Genomic DNA, 19,957 nt, shown 5'->3' on the forward strand with positions numbered 1-19,957 from the left:
CCTTGGGAGACGGGGAGAGAAAGGGCGGCCATCAGCCGCCCCTCTGATCTGTTAGATGATCACTTTGATGTCTTGATCGACCACGAGGGTCACTCCGTCGTTGCCAACGGTGTAAACATCGTATGTCTGGCCATCAATCGTTTCGGTCTGGTTGGTTTTTACCGCACCGTTGACCGTGATCTGATCATTCTCTGAAGGATCGCTGTCACCGCCATGGATGGTCAGTGTGTCTGAGGTTTCAGACAGATCTTTGATCTGCTGCTCGGTCAGAGTGAGTTGCGCACCGGCGGCGTAATCGAGCTCAATCGCTTCGACATTGAACCCACCCAGCGCCGCGTGATCCAGCGTGCCCGCATTTGTGGCGTTGTCATCCAGCACGATGAGCGTGTCGGATTTGTTGCCTGCGTTGTCTTCGGAGGTCACCACCAGATGGGTGCCATCCGGGGCAGGGGTGTCGAGTTCAAACTCGGTTCGATTGCCGCTTTTGGCGTATTCCGTGGTGGCCACATCGGTTGTGGTGCCATCTGTGTTCAGCGCGTGGATGTCGTAGGTCTGTGACTCGGTATCAAGCACCAGAGAGGAGACATCGGTGCCCGTGAAGGTCACAGAATCCACAATGGGGTTGGTGATTTCAGTGTCGACCTGGAAGGCTGCGCTTGCATTGGCTGTGTTGCCTGCGGTGTCCGTGACCGAGAGGTTCACATTCGCAGTGTAGGTGCCTTCAGCCAGCGATCCTGGTTCGTAGGACACAGACCAGTTGCCATCGTCGTCTGCCGTTGTGCGGCGGAAGACGCCATCCACATCCACCACCACCTGGGCGTTGGCCTCTGTTGTGCCTTGCAACACCACCCCGCCTTGCATCTGGGCAGCGTTGACCGGAGCAGCAAAGACGCCCGCAGAGATGTCGACATTGACCTCAGTGGATGTGTCAATGCGCAGCGTGCTTGACGAAGATGCGCTGTTGCCTGCGGCATCGGTGGCTGTGACCTGTACAGCGGCATCGTATTGACCGGGAGGCACATCCGCTGCGCTAAAAGTGGCTGACCAAGTGCCATCTGCACCAGCTGTGACGGTGCGGCTTGCGCCCGCCAGTTGCACGACAACTGTGCTGCCAGCCTCTGCGATGCCCGTGAGGTCAAAGCCTGACAGAACTTCAGTGGCGTTGGCCACATCATCGCCACCAACCTGATTGGCATCAATCCCAGCAGAGATTTCGGTATCCACATCAACACGGGTGGTCGAGGTCGTGGTGTTGCCAGCCGCGTCTGTGGCGATGATGGACACCGTGGTGTCATAGGTTCCCGAAGAGACTGCGTTGGCCACAAAGCCTGAGGACCAGTTGCCATCTGCGCCCACAGTTGTGGTCTGGGTGATGCCGCCAAATGTAATGGACAGAGAGCTGCCGGGTTCGCCTGTGCCAGAAAGGACAACGCCGTCAGAGGCTTCGCTCGCGTTGATAACGTTGTCACCTTCCACGGCATTGAGCGCAACCGGAGGGGCGACTGTGTCCACCTGCAGCGCGTCTGTCACGGTTGTGACGTTTCCACGTGCGTCTGTGGAGGTGATGGTCACATCGGTTGTGTATTCGCCGGTGTTGATCTCACCAGAGGCAAAGGTCACCGACCATGTGCCATCCGCTTGCACCGTGGTGCTGTGGGTGGTGCCGTTGATTTCAACGGTGAGGGCCGCGCCTGCTTCGCCGGTGCCAGAGATTTCGTGGCCCGCCGTATGCTCCGCTTCGTTGACAATGTCTCCGGTCGCGACAGTTCCGTCTTGAACGCCCACATCCGGGGCCGTGGTGTCGATGTCCACTGATGGTCCAGACAGATTGTAAGTGGTGGCGTCAGGCGCCACGACATTGACTGTGCTGCTGTAAACGCCATCGGCTGGCAAAGCGCCCGCATCAAAAGACACGGAGTAGGTGCCGTCATCAGCAATCGTTGTTGTTCCGGTTTGCGTGCCTATGGTGACCGTGACTGTGGAGCCTGCTTCGCCGGTGCCAGTGATGGTCACGCTGCTCGCAGCTGTGCCGCCGACAATGCGCGAAACGTCCGGATCATCGACAGTTGGGATGATTGGGTCACCGCCGCCGCTTCCGCCGCCGTCACCACCGCCGCTTCCGCCGCCGTCACCACCGCCGCTTCCGTCGCCGTCACCATCGCCGCTTCCGTCGCCGTCACCATCGCCGCCATCGCCAGCGCCGCTTTCGTCGCCTTCACCACTGCCGCTTCCGTCGCCGTCGTTGCTTAGGGCTGTTGCTGCCACTGCTGCGCCTCCGAGGCCGAGCAGGCCGGGGGCAATGCCAGCGAGAGGGGCGATCAGTGGTGCCACGACAGGTTCGACCCGCTCCAAATCAAGGAAAGTGAGCTGGTCGTAGGTGCTCCATTTCTCTGAGGTTGAGAGGTCTTGATACTGAGCAAAGTACTGGTCGACGACGGGCTCACCAAGATCAACCTGCTGGAAGGCACCGTTCTTGGAGATGAAGAGTGCGCGTTCTTCTCCGTTGACGGATTGAAAGTAGTTTTCAAGTGTCAGCGTCTCGCCCGATGCCAGGTGGATCACCAAATCATTGCCCTGCTGGACGTAGCCTGAAATTTCGTCCGGGGTTAGGTTGAGTGATACGTCTTTTGCCTGACCAAGAAAGACAACATTGCCCGCGCCGTCCGCTGTTTGACCGCGAACCACTACTCCATCCGACCCGCGGATGGCGTAACTCAGTGTACTCATATTTGTATTACCGCTCTAAGTTGATCGGGCTTTGGCCCTTGTTGGATTGCAGTAACTATAGCTTACGACCCCTGAAAATCTAGCATTTTTCCGCGAATTAAGGCAAAATTGGGGCGGATTGTGGCGATAAAGTCAAAATATTTTCTTTGAAAATCCGTTGACCTTTAACGCTTATTTAGGGGTTGGGGCTGCGCAGGCTATTTTGTATCTGCAAAACCCCTGCTGACCGCTTCATGATCTGGCGTCAGAGCTGGTTTGATCGCATGATGTCATGCGTTCCTTCGCTTTCAGGTTGTTGGAAGCAAGTCGCTAGGTCGTTTCAACGTCGCGCAGGTGTGATTGGTGTCGAGGTGAGTGGCAAGTTTTGGCTGGCCTTGTCAGGATTTCAGCGGGTTTTTGCTGGTCGTTTTGTATGTTGGTTTTGAGAACTCGAAGTTACACCGTAACGCATTGAAGCCAAACACAAAGATTTCAAACACAAAAAAAGTAAACTTGTTAATTGAAGGTCTATATGCGAATTTCTGCGCTCAAAAGCGACATTGGTGCAAAGAAAGCGACGCTGTCTCAGATTTGGGTAAAATTTTCGAAAAATCACGATTTGCCAAACCAAAGACCGAGGCGTAGACGGCGCGCCTCATCTGAGCCGGGAGCCACTTGCGGGCTGTGCAAGGCAGCTATGCGCAAAGCGCTTTGGCTCGCGGCTTTTGATGTCGGGAATACTGGCTATATGCCCATCTAGAGGCATTGGCTGCGCTCTTACACGACAGCCCCTTTGGATTGGCCAAAGGGATCTAGGAGAAAAAGAATGACTGGATTGAAACAATCCGTGTGGATCGCCCCAGCGGCGATGATTGCAGGCACCGTGGCGATGAGTTCCGCCGCACAAGCAGAAGATGGCTTCCGCTTTTATGGGCATCTGGGTGGCGCGATCACTCAGGTCGATGACGGCGTTGACTCTCGCACCGAGTTTAACGACCTGTCCGCGTCCTCCAGCCGTATCGGCGCATGGTACGAGCGCGGCGTTGCTGGCGGCACGCTGAAGTTCAACTTTGAGACCTCTCTGGGTCTGCGCGGCACAGACAGTGTCAGCCAGACGTCAAACGACGACTTTGTTGATTGGCAGAAAACCAACATCCGTAAGGTCGAAGCGATCTATGAAACCGAGCGTTTTGGTACGTTCTACCTTGGTCAGGGGTCCATGGCGTCTGACGGTTCTGCTGGCGCAGGTGACCTGTCTGGCACCGATCTGGCCGGCGGCGTGGCCGTTGCAGATACGGCGGGGGGGTATTTTTTCCGCGATGCAGCTGGCAACCTGACTGATGTAAACATCGGCAAGATCTTTGATGGCCTTGACGGCAGCCGCCGTGGCCGTGTGCGTTATGACACACCAACCTTCAACGGCTTCACCGTCTCTGCGGCGGCCGGTACTGACATCCTGAACGATGGCGTTGACACCGAATTCTACGATCTCGCCGTGTATTACGAAAACACATTTGGTGACTATGAGGTCGCCGGTGCGGTGTCTTATGAGCAGACTGCCAAGTCTTCCAATGACGCGGAAACAGTTGTGGCCTCTGTCGGTACGCTGCACACGCCAACTGGTCTGAGTGCCAACGTTGCGCTGGGTTCACGCGACCGCGAGACAGGCGTGGACAGCGACTACGTTTACGTAAAGCTGGGTCTGCAGCGCGCTTGGTTTGCAGCGGGCCGCACCTACCTGTCTGTTGACGCATACCGCGGCAATGATTTCAACAGCGCGGGTGATGAGAGCACCTCTTATGGCATCGAAGCTGCGCAAGACATCGACAAAGCCAACATGGAAGTGTTCGCAAGCTACCATCAGCACAAATACGATCTGGCGGGCTCAAACTTCCAGGACGTAGATGCCTTCCTTGTGGGCGCGCGCTGGAAGTTCTGATTTCTGATCAGTTCAAAAAGACATGAGAAAGGCGGTCGGGGTTCCGGCCGCCTTTTTTGCTGTGCGTCATGTGCGTGAGCAGCACCGTTTGGGGCGGTGCAGGGCACAGGGTATGCGGTTTTCGGCGAGGCGGTGCTTGCGCCCGCCGCTGCAGCACCGATTTCGTGAATTCTATTTAAATTTGCGCTATGGTGACGTTGCAGCGCGCTTTTCTCATTTTTTGGGGCGCGTCCAAAGCCTTTGGCGCAGCGTTTTTGCGCGCATGAAACGCCAAAATTCTCCGGCGTGAATGGGGCTTCCTACCAGACTTTAAGACGCATTTTGAATTCACGACCGATTGGAGCAAAGTGATGAGTAAGACTGTCTTAGGTACTATTTTTTGTAGGGGTTTTGGCGGTGCTTTGGCGCTGGGGATATCCAGCACACCGGCATTGGCGCAAAACAATGCGGAGCTTTATGGCCATCTCAACTATGGGTTCATTGTGGCGGATGACGGCGACACGACAACGAGCGAGTTTGCTGACAACTCCAATGCAGTGAGCCGGTTTGGTGTTCGTTACTCCATGCCGGTTGGTCAAGGCACGTTTAAGTTCAATTTTGAAACCGCGCTGGGATTGGCGGGCAGCTCTGACTGGAGCCAGATCAATGATCCGGAGTTCTTGGAATGGGAGCGCACTGATATCCGTAAGGTCGATTTCAGCTATGAGGGCAGTTTTGGTAAAGTTTATCTGGGGCAGGGTAGTATGGCCTCTGACGGGATAACGGGATCTGATTTTTCTGGAACCGACGGCATTGCCACCAGCGCTGTGGCTGACGTGGGCGGCGGGTTTCATTTCAGCGACGGCATGGTTGACGGCAGCGAGCCCACGGTGAAGTCGGTTTTCAGCGACTTTGATGGCGGGCGGCTGGGGCGTGTGAGATATGACACGCCAGCGCTTGCGAATGGCGCGCTCACCCTGAGTGCTGCGGTGGGGGAAAACATCCTCGCGGAAGGTGTGGATGATACGGTGTATGACCTTGGTCTGGTCTATAATGGTGATGCTGGAGACATCCAATATAGCGCCCGTATCGGCAGCGAATGGACAGATTTTGACAGCGGAGGAAACGCAAACTCAGTTTTTGGATCGGTTGCGGTGTTGCACAAGCCAACCGGGCTGAACGGCAAAATCGCTGCTGGGCGGCGTGACAGTGATGGCAGCGCGGTGGACAGTGACTATCTTTACACGAAGATCGGGAAACGCGATTTTTCCTGGTTTGCCTGGGGCAATACCCATTTGTCGGCTGATTTCTTCTGGGCCAATGACTCCCGGCTGGGGGGCGATGATGGCTTTGCCTGGGGGCTTCAGGCGACGCAGGAAATCGACAACTACAATGCGGAACTCTATTTTGCGTATCGACAGTACCAATATGAGGAGCCGGGGCTGGATTATCAGGACATCGATATCTTTATGGTCGCGGCCCGCTGGAACTTCTGACAGTTTCGGGCAACGCCATTTTTGGTTTCGAAACGGCGCAGGTGGCTGAAAGCCAGCGCTTGCGCCGAATTGGCCTTGCGTAGCGGCGCGGGGGCCACTAGAAGAGCACAAATTTTCTCGACTGCGCGCGGACTCTCATGTGCCGCGCGCCGCTACTTATGGGGACTCCTGATGCAGGTTACCGAGACTCTGAATGAAGGTCTGAAACGCGGCTATTCCATCACCGTGACAGCCGATGAGCTGGACGCGAAAGTGAATGAAAAGCTGAAAGAAGCACAGCCGGAAATCGAAATGAAAGGTTTCCGCAAAGGCAAAGTGCCGATGCCTCTGCTGAAAAAGCAGTTTGGTGAGCGTCTGCTGGGCGAAGCGATGCAGGAAACCATCGATGGTGCGATGAACGCGCACTTTGAAGAGTCTGGCGACCGTCCGGCGCTGCAGCCAAAAGTCGAGATGAAAAACGGCGAAGAGTGGACCGCAGGCGACGACGTAGAAGTCGAAATGTCCTACGAAGCGCTGCCAGAGATCCCTGAAGTGGACCTGAAAGGCATCAAGCTGGAAAAGCTGGTTGTCAAAGCAGACGACGCAGCCGTTGACGAGGCACTGGGCAACCTTGCGGAAACAGCGCAGGACTTCAAAGCACGCGGCGAAGGCGATGCGGCTCAGGATGGCGATCAGGTTGTCATGGACTTCGTTGGCCGCATCGACGGCGAAGCTTTTGACGGTGGCGCAGGCGAAGACTTCCCACTGACCCTCGGCTCCGGCCAGTTCATCCCCGGCTTCGAAGAGCAGCTGGTTGGTGTGAAAGCTGGTGAAGAAAAAGACGTGACCGTATCCTTCCCTGAAGAGTACGGCGCAGAGAACCTTGCCGGTAAAGAAGCTGTGTTCGCTTGCACCATCAAAGAGGTGAAAGAGCCGGTCGCCGCAGAGATCAACGACGAGCTGGCGACCAAGTTTGGCGCAGAAGACCTCGCAGGTCTGAAGGCTCAGATCACCGAGCGTCTGGAAGCAGAATATGCCGGTGCGGCACGTGCCGTCACCAAGCGCGCGCTGCTGGACGAGCTGGACAAGCTGGTATCCTTCGAGCTGCCGCCATCCCTGGTGGAAGCAGAAGCGGGCCAGATTGCGCACCAGCTGTGGCACGAGGAAAACCCAGAAGTGGAAGGCCACGATCACGACAAGATCGAGCCAACTGACGAGCACAACAAACTGGCAGAGCGTCGCGTGCGTCTGGGCCTGCTGCTGGCAGAGCTTGGCCAAAAAGCAGAAGTTGAAGTGACCGACGCTGAGATGACTCAAGCGATCATGAACCAGGCGCGTCAGTACCCTGGTCAGGAGCGTCAGTTCTTCGAATTCATCCAGCAGAACCAGCAGATGCAGCAGCAGATGCGCGCGCCGATCTTTGAAGACAAAGTTGTCGACTATGTCTTCGAACTGGCAGAAATCAGCGAGAAAGAGGTCTCCAAAGACGACCTGCAGAAAGCTGTTGAGGCGCTGGACGACGAATAAGTCGACCCGCTTTCAGATTAGAGAGGCCGCTCCGATGGAGCGGCCTTTTTTGTTTCAGTTTGGATCTGAGCGAGATGGCGAGGACGGCGACGTCTCGTCCGGTTGATTGGCAGTGGCGTCATTGGGGTTGCTTTGTTTCTTGCGGGTCTGTTCTCTTTGGTTTCAGAGAATGGGAGAGAGACACATGGGCTACACCACATTTGACAAGGCTGGATATGAGGCTTTCAAAGCCAATGATCGTGACGGGCCTGTGCATATGCTGAACCTCATAAAATTGCGCGCAGAGGCGGTTTATGAGGATGGGCGACAGGCGACTGGTGCTGAAGCCTATGCCGCATATGGGCGGGAGAGTGCGGCCACCTTTGCCAAGTTGGGTGGCAAGATTATCTGGCGTGGCGGCATGGAGCAGATGCTTATTGGGCCAGAGAAAATGTGGGATCTGTGCTTTATCGCAGAGTATCCAAGTGTAGAGGCATTTGCCTCTATGCACACATATGCCGAGTATCGTGCGGCTGTTGTGCATCGGCAGGCGGCGGTTGAAGACAGCCGACTGATCCGGATGGCCCCTCAGGCACTTGGCGGGAACTTTGGCGAATAGTTCAGGATCGTTGTGATACTCAGATCATGTCGTGTTTTTCAGACCACCCTCGCCGGAAAGAGGTCGGAGAGGCGCCGTAGAGCTTTTTAAAGCGCGACGTGAGCTGGCTGGCGCTGCCAAAACCAGTCGCGGCGGCAATATCGGCAACTGACATTTCCGTCTCGCTGAGCAGGGCATAGGCACGCTGGACCCTGAGTTTGATGTAAAATTGTACGGGTGAAGTTTCGACATACTTCTGAAACAGCCGTTCGAGCTGGCGGCGCGAGACCGCTATCGCGCGCGCGATTTCGGTGATTTCCAGTGGGTCCTCGAGGTTTTCATGCATGATCTGGATGGCATTTATGAGGAACTGGTTGCGGCTGCCGAGGGCGACAGAGAAGGCAGATTTTTGCAATCGCTTACTGTTGTTGGAGCGAAAGTGGATGCACATGTCTGACACGATGACCGCAAGATCGGTGCCAAAATCAGACTCGATCATATCCAGCATCATATCCGTTGCGGCACTTCCGCCGCCACAGGTCATGAGGTCTCCGTCGATTTCATAGAGGTTTGCAGAGGGTTGCAGGCCGTTGAAATGCTCCACAAAGGCGGGGTGATTTTCCCAATGCAGCGTGAATTTTTTGTCCGTCAGAACACCCGCTTTGGCCAAGGCAAAGGCGCCTGTGCAAATGCCACCGAGTTTGCAGCCAAACGCCTTTTGCCGGCTGATCCACGACACCACTTTGGGTGACGCGCTCGCGGCGGGCTCGATGCCCGCACAGACAAACAGACGGGCGGCACGCGAGAGGTTTTGCAATGCAAAATCTGGCGTGATGTTGACACCGTTTGAGCACGTCACTGGCTGACCGTCTTCTGAGATCAGATACCATTTATAGAGTTCTCTGTTGGTCACCTGATTGGCGATGCGCAGCGGTTCCACCGCAGCACTGAAAGCCAGCATGGTCAGCTTGGGGAGCAAGAGAAAATTGATGTCTTTCGCAGGCCCGTCATAGTCGAGACCAAAGGTGGCAGCGCCCTTTGGGATGAAATTGCGCGATGTCATGGGCGTGGCTCCGAGAGATCCCAGTGTGGGGGCAGGGCTGGGGCATGCTGTTGGGATGCTGGCATGTTTTTCAGTCCTTCTACCACGGGTTTGCCTGATGGTCTGTTGGTTTCAGAATAGGTGTTTGCCGCACAAAGGCAAAGTTCAGTGGTTTGGCGAAGACAGCAAATTTTACCACCTAACAGCGCCTTGTTGAGCGCCCATTCGTTTGCGGTTTGCGACATTGCGGTTTGCTGGAGACATGATAGCCCCAAAAAAGAGAAGCCCCGGCGCGGGGCCGGGGCTTGGTATGTTTCAGTTAGGGGCTGTGCTGCCGATCAATGATGGCCTGCGAAAACAAGCACTCTGAACGGCATCAGGATGGCACGGAACCGCAGGATCAGAGCGTGGGCATAACCGACCGTGTCAATCACATGCAGTGCGACAAATTCGGCGGTGCCTATGTCAGGATCTTGCAGGCGCTCGTGGTTGTTGGTGTAGGCATTGACCTCGCATTGGCTGCCGGGGGGCAGATGGTCGATCCCGCCTTCCCAGAGGGGCTCCAGAAAAGCGATGACTGTGCCTGGGGCCTGCAAGTTCTGCGGGTCACGCAGGGTATCTGACGGGCGGACCTGACCTGATGGGATGACATCCTGCACATCAACAATCACCATGGGGGTCACCCGCATCGGCGCTGTGGCGCAAGACATTTCCGCCATCATGCCGGGGTGCAGGACCTGCGCGGTCAGCTGATTGAAACCGGCCTGAAACCGCGCGCGCCCGGTGTCAGAGGGGACAAGAATGCCTGCTGGGCGCAGGATCGGGTTGATGTAGTCCCCGGGGCGCAGATCGAATTGTTCGATGCGGCCCGCTTGCCCGGCGAAGATTTCCATCTTGGCGAGTTCCACCTCTGCCTGCGTAAGTGCGGCGATGGCACTCTCTTTCTGGGCTGGGATCTGAATGTCCAAACGGTGTTTGGCAGATTCAAGCGCAGAATGGGCTGCATCCATCGCGGCGAGACGTTCTTGGATCAGGTTCTCTAGGCGCTCCACTTCGCGTTCGGTAACGGCGGGAGAGTTTTGCTGATAAAGCGTGTTCTTGCGTTCAAACTCATCTTTGGTCTGCTCAAAGGCGGCTTCGGCAGCGTCAAAGTTGGCTTGAGATACACGCACATCGTCCTGGGCGATCAGGGCCGCTGCATCGACCTCTACCACTCCGGCACGGGCCGTTGCGACGGCGGCGCGCTGGCGGCTGTCATCCAGTTTGAAGATCAGATCGCCTTCTTTCACGTCCTGATTGTTTTTTACAAAGACCTCTGTCACTCGGCCGCTGATCTCAGGCAGGATCGTGACGGTGCGGAAAAAGGAGGTCGCATTGCTTGTTGAAGGGTGGAAGTAGAAGATCAGCGTGATCAGGCTGACAGTGAGGATGAAGCAGGAGCTGAGGCCGTAGCGCAGCTCATACCACATCGAAAAGAGATTGATCTCTTTGCCGAGACGTTTGCCTTGCGCAAAGCGGCGAAACAGGAAATCCGGCAGGATCGTGAGCATGGAGCAGCAGATGAATTCGAGCATCGGTTATGCCTTCTTTTCCGGGATCGCGTCTGCGCTTTCGGCGACATCGGACACTTTGAGATATTCTGTATGTGGCTCGGGGACTGGAAAAGGATCTGGTGGAGCGGGCTTGCGCGCCGGTTGTTCGCGTATCTTTTCGAGTGTGTCGGCGATGCGCTGCAGCGGTGTCTGATAGTCCGGGAACTGGATCAACGCCAGAAGCAGGGCGGCCACCCAATAAAGATTGTTGTGGGTAAACAAGGCAATGAGCGCCAAGACCCCAACAATTTGCAATTGGTTCGTGCCAAGCTCGTGGGCGAGCTTCTCTGGCAGAGAATGCAGATGTAAGAAAAAGGTCAGCAACAAAAAGACCATGACAATCGCAAAGATACCGACGTTGGTCAGCATCGGGTCATAGCCTGTCGCGTCAGAGATGAAGCTTGGAAGATGGTGCGGCGCCAACGGATGGGGGGCGACTGCGGTTTCGGTGCTCACGATGTGGCCTCAAATTAGAGAAAGCAATGAGGCGCAGGATAGAGTGTGCTGAGGCTGGTGCCAAGATGCGTCAGGGGGCCAATCCGGTTTCTTTCAACAATCCTGCACGTTTGGCTTCGGGGTAGTAGCCTTTTGCGTACAGAAAGACAGATCTGTCATAATTGCCGCCTGCCACCAGATAGGCGCCGCGCAGATATTTGACCGCATAGGTGAGATTGGTTTCTGCATCCAGCAAGCCCTGACGGTCTCCCGTGTAGCCCATGCCGCGTGCCGTGGGCAGCTGGATTTGCATCAGGCCGATGTTGGGCCCGTTGGTGGCCCAGGGACGGTGCGTGCTTTCGCGAATGACCACCCGTTGCACAAGATCACGCGGTACTTCGTATAAATCGGCGTATTGGTTGATCAGTGCGCGCAGCTCCGGTGTTTCGTTTGGATAGAGCGGAGGATCAAATTCGGGTTCCGAAACCGCCTCGTTTCCAGAGCAGGCCGCCACAACAGAGGTTGAAAGCGCCATCAAGCAGAATTTTCGACGTGATGTTAGCGACATAGGGGACTCCTAAATTCAATAATGAGAGCATGACGTCGAGTGGGATAAAGGCAAGCGCAAAGGCGCGTTGCGCTGTTGGTCGGCTGTCCTTTGCGCAGGCTGCTTTGCTGCGTTATGCCTGAAATTGGGTCTGTTCTGGTGTGGGTTTGGGAAGCGCCTCGAGTTGGTCCAGTGCTTTGTGGATGTCATCAAATGTGATGCCCGACAGATCCTTCAGGGGCCGATTCCACCATGCCACGGAGAGCAGGCGCTGGATGGTTTGCGGATCAAACCGGTATCTTATGATGTTCGCCGGGACACCGCCCACGATTGCATAGGCTGGCACATCTTTGGAGACGACGGCGCCAGCAGCGATGATGGCACCATGACCTACGGTGACACCGCGTAAAATGGTGGCGTGCGTGCCAATCCAGACATCGTGACCCACTGTCGCGCCGGACGGTGCGTTAAAGGGGACGCGCTGAATGTTGTCCCATTCGGCTTGCCCTTTGAAGTGGTGTTGGGAGTATTGGAAGGGATGGGTGCTTAGAAAATCGGTTGGATGCTCAATGGCACCAATCTCGACAAAACGTGCCACCGAACAGAAGCGCCCCAACGTGGAGCCACGTGCCAAAACGGCGTTTTCAGACAGATAGCTCATACGGCCGATCGCGCAGTCTTCAGCGATATGAGAAAACCGTTCTGTCCGGATCGGTGCTTCGATCTTTGCGCGACGCGATACGAAGCTGCGACCACTGATTACATTTTCCATGTCAGCCTCTTTTTGAGGAAAATGCTATAAGCGACCGCGGTTTGCCAGAAAAAAGCCGCGCCCAGGTGCACCCGGACGCGGCTCTCGCGAATTCTTCGCTGGTAAAGCGCTTACTGCTCTTCGGCAGGTGCTTCCTCGGATGGTGCGTCAGCACCCATGTCATCGTCGTCAGAGGCTGCAGCACCGATATCGTCGAACAGTTCGGCGATTTCGAATTCTGCTTCTGCTTCTGCTTCGGCTGCCAGTTCCTGAATGGATTTACCGGAAGCTTGCAGCTCCGCTTCTTCCTCAGAACGAGCAACGTTCAGGTTGATGGTGATCTGAACTTCAGGGTGCAGGTTCACGTGAACCGCGTGCAGACCCAGCTCTTTGATCGGAGCGGCCAGAGCAACCTGTTTCTTGTCCAGAGAGAAGCCTGCTTCGGTGGCAGCTTCTGCTGCGTCACGTGGGGTGACGGAGCCGTAGAGCGCACCAGCGTCGGACGCGGAACGAATCACGATGAACTGTTCGCCATCGAGCTTCTCGCCCAGTGCTTCTGCTTCTTTCTTGGTTTCCAGGTTGCGCGCTTCCAGCTGAGCTTTCTGCGCTTCGAAAGATGCGATGTTGGCTTTGGACGCGGTCAGCGCCTTGCCCTGTGGCAGCAGGAAGTTACGAGCATAGCCCGGCTTCACGTCCACAACTTCGCCCATTTGGCCCAGCTTGGCCACACGTTCCAGAAGGATAACTTGCATGTCAGGTTCTCCTTACTTCACGGCGTATGGAAGCAGTGCAAGGAAGCGCGCGCGTTTGATTGCACGGGCCAGCTCACGCTGTTTCTTGGCGGACACGGCTGTGATGCGCGAAGGCACGATTTTGCCGCGCTCAGAGATGTAGCGCTGCAGCAGCTTGGTGTCTTTGTAGTCGATTTTTGGCGCATTTTCACCCGAGAAAGGGCAGACTTTGCGACGGCGGAAAAATGGTTTTGCAGCCATAACTTAATGTCCTCTCTTAAGGTGATTAGGAGCGGCGCTCGCGGCGGTCGCCACGCTCGTCACGTTTCTGCATCTGAACCGAAGGACCTTCAGCGTGCTCGTCGACCTTGATGGTCAGAACGCGCATCACGTCATCATGCAAGCGCATCAGGCGTTCCATTTCCTGAATCGCTGCGGAAGGCGCGTCGGTTTTCAGGAAGGCGTAGTGGCCTTTGCGGTTCTTGTTGATTTTGTAGGCCATGGTTTTCACGCCCCAGTACTCGCTCTCAACAACGGAACCACCGTTGTCAGACAGAACTGTACCGAAGTGTTCAACGAGGCTTTCTGCTTGCGCGTTGGACAGGTCCTGGCGCGAGATGAAAACATGCTCATAAAGCGGCATGTGCTCTCCATTCATTTTACAGGCGCATTTCAAAGAGCGGGGCATCTTAGCCTTTCGCACCCCACCCACGAGAGACTGCGCGGTTCAAGCTTTTGCGAAAGGATGGCGCTGTATAGCCGAATTCACCACGGAAGCAAGGGGTGAAAATCTGCGTTTGGCCAAGATTTATTGACCGCGCGCAGGGCGCTGCCGAAAGCACAGGGTTTTCGTCAATCCGCCCCATTCTCGCCTGAATTCACGTTGAAGTTTAGCGCAATGGCGGGACAACCGCAAAACCTGCAGCCCCAGCGGCGCATAGGAGACCGGGACAATGATGGCGATGACGCAAATCGCAAATGAGGCACGCTCTCGCGTGGCGATGGTGGAGGGCAAGCGCCCATCGCTTTCTGTAAGAGCCTTTGCGGGGGTTTTTGGGTGTGCCTTCATCTGGGCGGGTATCGGTATTTGGTTGGTGCCCGGGCTCGATCTGACCGCAATGATTTTGCTTTCCAAAATGGGGCTCTCGTTGCTTTTGGTGACGGCTGGGGTCGGTTTGACACAGATCGCGACACAAAAACCACGGCAGGAAATGCACTTTGATCAGCGCAATCGCCAGCTGCTGGTTTTTGAGGGGCTGCCACGCGCGCGTCAGCATGTTGTGCGGTCAATCAACTATGAAGATATCGGTCGTGTGGATGTGAGTGACACCCGGTTGACTGTTCTTGACGCGGTCGGTTCTGAGATTGTGGCGTTGCCTTTGGATGGTCAGCACGCACGGTTGGATGTGATCGCTCAGTTGCGTGGGCACACGACTCTGCCGCTTTAGGCTGAAAATCGCCGAGATCGCAAAGGTCTTATTTTATTGGGAATGGCTGCCGTTCGGGCGGCCATAGGTGTTTGTGCTCACAGAAATGTTCACAAAAGCACAGTGGTTGTGGGTTTACGTAGAATTGCGATTGGGGGATGTCTCAGCACATTGCTAGTATCACATCGTTATTGATCCTTTTTGGAGAGACCCCATGAAACGCACCCTTTTTGCTGCTGGCCTTGCATTGGCTGCTGTCACCGCAACCTCCGCTGTTGCTGCTCCTGAGAAATATGTTCTGGACGCGTCCCACAGCCAGATCCTGTTCTCCTATAATCACCTTGGCTACTCCACCACCTGGGGCATGTTCTCTGGCTTTGAGGGCGAGATCATGTTTGACCAAGAAGACCCAGCGGCGAGCTCGGTGACTGTTACCATGCCTGTGAAATCGATGTTCACCGGCTGGGAAAAGCGCGATGCGCACTTCATGAGCGGCGATTTTTTTGACGCAGCGGATGATGAGCTGGTGAGCTTCTCCTCTACTGGTATTGAAGTGACAGGCGACAACACAGCGCTGATCACTGGCGATCTGACCCTGAACGGTGTCACCAAGTCTGTTGTGTTGGACGCGCAGCTGAACGCAGCCAGCGAACACCCAATGGCGAAAAAGCCATGGGCGGGTTTCAACGCGACCACCACGCTGAAGCGCACCGATTATGATGTCGGCAACTTCGCGCCATTCGTCAGCGACGAAGTGGAAGTGCAGATCTCTGTTGAGGCGATGAAAGCGGAGTAAGCGTGAGGCCCAAATATGAGGGCCTAAAACCAATCACTCACGGAAGGGTCGCCCATTGGGCGGCCTTTTTTATTTTGTTGATGGTGCTGTGCTGCCAACGCTGCGCTTGCCTCGCGGCTGTGCTGAAAATAAAACGCAGGGTGTAGGCAAGCAAAGAGCCGCCCCTGAACGGAGCGGCTGAGATAGTTTCAGGGGGTTACTCGCCCCGCGTGGCGGTGAGATTGACACGGACGGCGACGCCAAAACCCAATGAGCTTTCATCTGTCATCGTGTCGCCCACGTTGAAGCTGCGGCGGTCGAGCTCCAGTGCGCCGGTCATTTCGGCGCTGTCGCCTTCCAGCGTCAGCGCAAAGGGCAGGGAGGTTGCCACTTCGTTGCCGTTGAGCGCCAGTGTGCCTTCGGCGATGTAGCCGGTTTCGGCGGCCAGCAGATCGGCGGTGAATGTGGCGGTTGGGTTGGCGCTGGCGTTCAGGTAGTCCGCCCCGAGGGCCTGATCGGTGACCGACCCAAGGGTGAGCGAGCCGATGGCGATGGTCACAGTCACGGTGCCATGTTTGCCATCCGTTGCGGTGTCATCAAAGGCGATCTCTGCGGTCCAATCGGCAAATTCGCCTGACACTTCGCTGCCAAATTGTTGCACCGCGATCCCCAAAGTGCCCGATTGCACCTGCCATTCAGAGCTGACCTCTGCCAGTTCGGCCACAGGCTCTGCGGCATGACTGGGGGCAAAAATTCCCGAAAACGCGCCAATATAGAGCGCAGCAGCCCAGACGGTCACGGCGCCCAAGAAGGGCAGGGCGTGGCCGGGTTGTTTGGCTGGCGCTTCTGGCAGGTCGGGGCGACCTGGCAACATGCGCTGCAGGGTTTTGTCTTTGTCCACAATCGCGTGTTTCAGGGCGCCGCCTATGTGGGCGAGCAGGGTGAGCACCAGCAAAAGCATGAAGAGGTAGTGCAACGTGCCGAGGGTTTCCGCGAGCGTGGGGTCTTTGGGAACAAAGAAAAGCGACTGCCCAAAGGGCCACCAGATCGGGGCAAAGCCCGTGGTGGCGGCGTGGTGCATCCATCCTGTGAGGGGGACGAGCACCATTGCACCATAAAGTACCCAATGAGCGGTTTCTGCCGCGAGCGCCTCTAGACGGTGGTCGCCATTGAGCAATTTGGGACGCGGCTGGGTGAAAGCCCAGAGAATGCGCAGCACCGCGACCAGAAAGGCGGTGAGGCCAATGGTTTTGTGCAGGGAAAACAGCGTCGCCTTGAAGGCAAGCTGGGCGCTGTCCTCATAGGGGGCGCGGTAGGCCACAAAGCCCAGTATGAGTGCTGTGAGAATCAGAAGGGCGGTCAGCCAGTGAAATGTCTTGGCGACGCTGCCATAGCGGGTGGCGGTGTTGGAGCGCGACATAAATAACCTCTTGTGTGTCTTGCCCTTAGAGTGACCTGTGCCTTGCTTGTAGGCAACCGGCGCTCATGCACATGTGAGGTGCGGTGGTGCGCATGGGCGGCGGCGGAGGCTGCAGATGTGTCTAAAGTCCTAATGACGTTGCGTCGTCGCGCCCTGCGGGGTATGCCGGTTCAAAGACTGCAAGGAGAGCCATAATGAGCCGTGCATTTGTATTTCCGGGCCAAGGGGCCCAGACCATTGGGATGGGCAAGGCGCTGGCCGATGCCTATCCCGAGGCGCAAGCCATTTTCAACGAGGTGGATGAAGCGCTTGGCGAGAACCTGAGCAAGCTCATCTGGGAAGGCGATCAGGAAACCCTGACGCTGACACAGAACGCGCAGCCTGCGTTGATGGCCACTTCGTTGGCCGCAATGAAAGCGCTGGATGTCGAAGGTGTCACGGTTCTGCGTGCGTCCTGTGTGGCGGGTCACAGCCTTGGGGAATACTCGGCTCTGGCCGCGGCGGGCGCAATCAGCGTTGGTGATACCGCGCGTTTGCTGCGCACACGCGGCGAAGCGATGCAGGCGGCTGTGCCTGTTGGGGAAGGCGCGATGGCGGCGATCCTGGGTCTGGACTTTGCAGCGGTGCAGGAGGTGGCTGAGGCCGCGGCACAAGGCGAAGTCTGTCAGGCTGCCAATGACAATGATCCGACGCAGGTGGTTGTGTCCGGTTCCAAGGCGGCGGTCGAACGCGCTGCTGAGATTGCCAAGGAAAAGGGCGCACGTCGCGCGGTGATGCTGCCGGTGAGTGCGCCTTTCCATTGTGCCTTGATGCAGCCTGCTGCGGATGTGATGGCGGAAGCGCTGGCAAATGTAGAGATCAAAGCGCCGAAGGTGCCGGTGATCGCCAACGTGCGCGCTGCGGCTGTGACGGACCCGGATGAGATCCGCAAGTTGCTGGTCGAGCAGGTCACTGGATCCGTGCGGTGGCGCGAATCGGTGGTAGCCATGACCGCAAGCGGTGTGACCGAGTTCTGGGAAATTGGCGCTGGCAAAGCGCTGTCCGGGATGATCCGCAAGATCGACCGCGCCAATGGTGTGCGGGCTGTGGGCACACCTGAGGATGTGCGCGCAGCTGTGGAAAGCCTCGCGTGAGACGGCGATTTCTGGCCGGGGTGGCAACGCTTGGCGTTGCCTTTGTGGCGGGCTGCACCGGTTTGCAGGTCGCCTACCTCAATTCCTATGACAGCATTTCGTTTGAGCCTTCTGGCACGGATCTGATGGTTTCGGGGACGCTAAACCAGTACAGCCTGTCTTCGTTTGAGGCGGCGATGGCGGCGCACCCTGACACCAAGCGGCTGGTGCTGTTAGAGGTGCCGGGATCGGTGGATGATGAGACCAATCTCAAACTCGGCAACCGCGTGCGGGATTTGGGTCTGAACACCCATCTGACGGCAAAGAGTGAAGTGCACTCTGGGGGTACGGATCTGTTCCTTGCGGGCGTTGCGCGCAGCATGGAAGAGGGCGCCATTATCGGTGTGCATAGCTGGGCAGAAGGCAACCGCGCTGGGGCAGATTTCCCGAAAGATGACCCTGTGCACACAGCGTATGTGCGCTATACCGAGCGCATGTTGGGGAGTGCGGACTTTTACTGGTTCACGCTTGAGGCGGCGCCAGTGGAAGACACTTATATCATGACACCGGCAGATATTGCCGAATACGGGCTGTTGACCAAGCCTGTGGTGAAAAACTGAGAGAGACAGAAGTATGTTTGATCTGACTGGAAAAACCGCTCTGGTGACGGGGGCCTCTGGTGGCATTGGTGGCGCGATTGCCAAAGCACTGCATGAAGCGGGCGCGACAGTGGGCCTGTCTGGCACCCGTGTGGATCCGCTTGAGGCATTGGCGGCTGAGCTGGGAGAACGTGCGCATGTGCTGCCGTGCAACCTGAGTGATGCAGAGGCGGTGGATGCCCTGCCAAAACAGGCGATCGAAGCCATGGGCAGCGTTGATATTCTGGTGAACAATGCCGGCATCACCCGTGACCAGATCTTCATGCGGATGTCGGATGAAGAGTGGCAGAGCGTGATTGATGTGAACCTGACCGGCGCAATGCGGCTGTGCCGTGGCGTGATGCGTCCGATGATGAAAGCGCGTTGGGGCCGGATCATCAACATCAGCTCGATTGTGGGGGCCACTGGTAACCCGGGACAGGCGAACTATGCGGCCTCCAAGGCGGGGTTGGTTGGTCTGACCAAATCCATCGCTTATGAAGTGGCGAGTCGTGGAATCACGGCGAACGCGGTTGCACCGGGTTTCATTGGCACGGCCATGACTGAAAAGCTCAACGATGAGCAGAAAGACAAAATCAACGCGCAGATCCCGGCGGCCCGGATGGGGACATCTGAAGAAATCGCAGCGGCAGTGCTGTATTTGGCAAGCCCGGAAGCAGGTTATGTGACCGGTACCACCTTGCATGTGAACGGTGGCATGGCCATGTTGTGATCGCGCGCGGCCTGTGTTAGCGGGCCGCAGCTGTCGCTGGGGAAAGCGTTTGCGTTGCGAAACGGATGTGCTATAGGCGGCGAGTATTTTCCGGGTGCCACCAAATTTTCGGGGGCGGACGGAGACCTTCCGGGACCACCGGACCAGAACCGTCCCGGTTGGGGCACAAATCAGACCCATCCAAAGTGGTGGGAATTCAAACGGGCCAACATGCCCAACACGAATGAGGAATTGACATGAGCGACGTCGCAGACCGCGTGAAAAAGATCGTTGTAGAGCACCTGGGTGTGGAAGAGGACAAAGTTGTTGAAGCAGCGTCCTTCATCGACGATCTGGGCGCAGACAGCCTCGACACCGTGGAACTGGTGATGGCTTTTGAAGAAGAGTTCGGCATCGAGATCCCGGACGACGCAGCCGAAACCATCCAGACCTTCGGCGACGCGGTCAAATTCATCTCCGAAGCTTCCTAAGCTCTCTGAGATAACTATCGTGAAACGGCGCTTCCCTCAGGGTGGCGCCGTTTTGTTGTCGTGTCTGCAAGTTTGCGCGAC

At 56.7% G+C, this 19,957-nt stretch carries 20 protein-coding genes; 10 read left to right on the top strand and 10 right to left on the bottom strand.

The window, feature by feature from the left end; all coding sequences use genetic code 11:
* Window positions 1-51 precede the first annotated feature (51 nt).
* Complete coding sequence (locus J7413_RS00425) at window positions 52-2,727, bottom strand: Ig-like domain-containing protein (protein ID WP_209095397.1); 2,676 nt, start codon at window positions 2,725-2,727, stop codon at window positions 52-54.
* Window positions 2,728-3,532: 805 nt separating this feature from the next.
* Between J7413_RS00425 and J7413_RS00430 the strand changes: the two genes are divergently transcribed.
* The 4 genes from J7413_RS00430 to J7413_RS00445 all read left to right on the top strand — a co-directional run bounded on the left by J7413_RS00430 (window position 3,533) and on the right by J7413_RS00445 (window position 8,224).
* Window positions 3,533-4,645: a porin gene (locus tag J7413_RS00430; protein ID WP_209095399.1), complete on the top strand. Its 1,113-nt coding sequence runs from the start codon at window positions 3,533-3,535 to the stop codon at window positions 4,643-4,645.
* Between the two features lie 350 nt (window positions 4,646-4,995).
* Window positions 4,996-6,120 carry a porin gene (locus J7413_RS00435; protein ID WP_209095401.1) on the top strand — a complete coding sequence of 375 codons (1,125 nt, stop codon included), beginning with the start codon at window positions 4,996-4,998 and terminating at the stop codon, window positions 6,118-6,120.
* Window positions 6,121-6,291: 171 nt separating this feature from the next.
* Entirely contained in the window at window positions 6,292-7,626 is a 1,335-nt protein-coding gene (gene tig, locus J7413_RS00440; RefSeq protein WP_209095403.1) for a trigger factor, read from the top strand.
* Window positions 7,627-7,810: 184 nt separating this feature from the next.
* The gene (locus J7413_RS00445) at window positions 7,811-8,224 is read left to right on the top strand and encodes a DUF1330 domain-containing protein (protein ID WP_209095405.1); all 414 of its coding nucleotides are present in this window, start codon (window positions 7,811-7,813) and stop codon (window positions 8,222-8,224) included.
* 19 nt (window positions 8,225-8,243) lie between these two features.
* Here J7413_RS00445 and J7413_RS00450 read toward each other — a convergent pair whose 3' ends face one another.
* The 8 genes from J7413_RS00450 to rpsF all read right to left on the bottom strand — a co-directional run bounded on the left by J7413_RS00450 (window position 8,244) and on the right by rpsF (window position 13,944).
* Window positions 8,244-9,266 carry a GlxA family transcriptional regulator gene (locus J7413_RS00450; protein WP_209095407.1) on the bottom strand — a complete coding sequence of 341 codons (1,023 nt, stop codon included), beginning with the start codon at window positions 9,264-9,266 and terminating at the stop codon, window positions 8,244-8,246.
* Window positions 9,267-9,583: 317 nt separating this feature from the next.
* Window positions 9,584-10,819, bottom strand: a complete 1,236-nt coding sequence (locus J7413_RS00455) for a biotin/lipoyl-binding protein (RefSeq protein WP_209095409.1) — start codon at window positions 10,817-10,819, stop codon at window positions 9,584-9,586.
* Between the two features lie 3 nt (window positions 10,820-10,822).
* Window positions 10,823-11,293, bottom strand: coding sequence for a hypothetical protein (locus J7413_RS00460; RefSeq protein WP_209095411.1), 471 nt, complete (start codon window positions 11,291-11,293; stop codon window positions 10,823-10,825).
* Between the two features lie 70 nt (window positions 11,294-11,363).
* Window positions 11,364-11,840 carry a lytic transglycosylase domain-containing protein gene (locus tag J7413_RS00465; protein WP_209095413.1) on the bottom strand — a complete coding sequence of 159 codons (477 nt, stop codon included), beginning with the start codon at window positions 11,838-11,840 and terminating at the stop codon, window positions 11,364-11,366.
* A gap of 112 nt (window positions 11,841-11,952) precedes the next feature.
* On the bottom strand, window positions 11,953-12,591 hold the full coding sequence (locus J7413_RS00470; RefSeq protein ID WP_209095415.1) for a CatB-related O-acetyltransferase: 639 nt from the start codon (window positions 12,589-12,591) through the stop codon (window positions 11,953-11,955).
* A 110-nt stretch (window positions 12,592-12,701) separates the two neighbouring features.
* Window positions 12,702-13,322: a 50S ribosomal protein L9 gene (gene rplI, locus J7413_RS00475; protein ID WP_209095417.1), complete on the bottom strand. Its 621-nt coding sequence runs from the start codon at window positions 13,320-13,322 to the stop codon at window positions 12,702-12,704.
* A gap of 12 nt (window positions 13,323-13,334) precedes the next feature.
* Window positions 13,335-13,562, bottom strand: coding sequence for a 30S ribosomal protein S18 (gene rpsR / locus J7413_RS00480; protein ID WP_009805008.1), 228 nt, complete (start codon window positions 13,560-13,562; stop codon window positions 13,335-13,337).
* Between the two features lie 25 nt (window positions 13,563-13,587).
* Entirely contained in the window at window positions 13,588-13,944 is a 357-nt protein-coding gene (gene rpsF, locus J7413_RS00485; RefSeq protein ID WP_209095419.1) for a 30S ribosomal protein S6, read from the bottom strand.
* Window positions 13,945-14,254: 310 nt separating this feature from the next.
* On the opposite strand from rpsF, the gene J7413_RS00490 reads away from it, so the two are divergent.
* Together J7413_RS00490 and J7413_RS00495 are read left to right on the top strand one after the other, a co-directional pair.
* Window positions 14,255-14,749 (top strand): hypothetical protein, encoded by a 495-nt coding sequence (locus tag J7413_RS00490; protein ID WP_209095421.1) that lies wholly within the window; start codon window positions 14,255-14,257, stop codon window positions 14,747-14,749.
* A 193-nt stretch (window positions 14,750-14,942) separates the two neighbouring features.
* On the top strand, window positions 14,943-15,524 hold the full coding sequence (locus J7413_RS00495) for a YceI family protein (protein ID WP_209095422.1): 582 nt from the start codon (window positions 14,943-14,945) through the stop codon (window positions 15,522-15,524).
* A gap of 196 nt (window positions 15,525-15,720) precedes the next feature.
* Here J7413_RS00495 and J7413_RS00500 read toward each other — a convergent pair whose 3' ends face one another.
* Window positions 15,721-16,923: a cytochrome b/b6 domain-containing protein gene (locus J7413_RS00500; RefSeq protein ID WP_209095423.1), complete on the bottom strand. Its 1,203-nt coding sequence runs from the start codon at window positions 16,921-16,923 to the stop codon at window positions 15,721-15,723.
* Between the two features lie 194 nt (window positions 16,924-17,117).
* Here J7413_RS00500 and fabD point away from each other — a divergent pair, with 194 nt between their 5' ends.
* The 4 genes from fabD (at window position 17,118) to J7413_RS00520 (ending at window position 19,876) form a co-directional block, all read left to right on the top strand.
* Complete coding sequence (fabD, locus tag J7413_RS00505) at window positions 17,118-18,056, top strand: ACP S-malonyltransferase (protein ID WP_209095424.1); 939 nt, start codon at window positions 17,118-17,120, stop codon at window positions 18,054-18,056.
* Window positions 18,053-18,655 (top strand): alpha/beta hydrolase, encoded by a 603-nt coding sequence (locus J7413_RS00510; RefSeq protein ID WP_209095425.1) that lies wholly within the window; start codon window positions 18,053-18,055, stop codon window positions 18,653-18,655. The genes fabD and J7413_RS00510 overlap by 4 nt, the downstream gene beginning before the upstream one ends.
* Window positions 18,656-18,668: 13 nt before the next feature.
* The gene (fabG, locus tag J7413_RS00515; RefSeq protein ID WP_209095426.1) at window positions 18,669-19,406 is read left to right on the top strand and encodes a 3-oxoacyl-[acyl-carrier-protein] reductase; all 738 of its coding nucleotides are present in this window, start codon (window positions 18,669-18,671) and stop codon (window positions 19,404-19,406) included.
* 236 nt (window positions 19,407-19,642) lie between these two features.
* Window positions 19,643-19,876, top strand: coding sequence for an acyl carrier protein (locus tag J7413_RS00520; RefSeq protein ID WP_058240599.1), 234 nt, complete (start codon window positions 19,643-19,645; stop codon window positions 19,874-19,876).
* The last annotated feature ends 81 nt before the right edge of the window (window positions 19,877-19,957 follow it).

Source organism: Shimia sp. R10_1 (genome assembly GCF_017744095.1).
GTDB lineage: Bacteria > Pseudomonadota > Alphaproteobacteria > Rhodobacterales > Rhodobacteraceae > Shimia.